Source organism: Vibrio sp. 1580, from assembly GCF_033340055.1.
On the sequence record NZ_JAWOVT010000567.1, the window covers coordinates 1 to 562 of the forward strand.

A 562-nucleotide genomic window follows, 5' to 3' on the forward strand; every position below is an offset into this window, starting at 1 on the left:
CTGGCGGACATTGCAGGTATCAAAGACATCAAAGGTTTTGGTGAACAAATGTTGTTGGCTAAATCGGATCTGAGCCATTTCTCAGCAGAGACGATTTTGACGATGGACTACAAGAACTTTGAATTTGCAGGTAAAAAGGTAGGCATCGGCGTAGCAGAAACGCTCAACGCGCAGCAGTTGATTGACCGCAAACAGGACTTCAACGAAGCTATTCAAGCGTATAAGAAAGCTCAGAATCTTGATTACTTGTTCTTCTCGATCACAGATACCAAGCACAAACGTGCAAACATGCTTTGGGCGGATGACGCAGATAAGAAAGTGCTATCAAAAGCTTTTGATGTGAAAATCGACAATGACATGTTGGTATTGGATGGCGTGACGTCTCGCAAGCGTCAAATTGGTCCTGCAATTCAACAAGCGATTGAATCACTCTAGTGACTAAGCCACACTGAAAATAATCAAAAAACCACCGTTAAAGGTGGTTTTTTCGTTTTTGGCAAGACAGAGTTGGAAATTTAGATTCCACGCAAAAGAGCAGAAGAAAACAGTCTCCCGCTTGCGA

Annotated in this window: 1 protein-coding gene; it reads left to right on the forward strand. The window is 42.9% G+C overall.

The window, feature by feature from the left end; translation table 11 throughout:
- On the forward strand, positions 1–435 hold a 435-nt coding region (locus tag R7093_RS27200), incomplete at its 5' end, for a DHHA2 domain-containing protein (RefSeq protein ID WP_318147273.1).
- Positions 436–562: the final 127 nt, after the last annotated feature.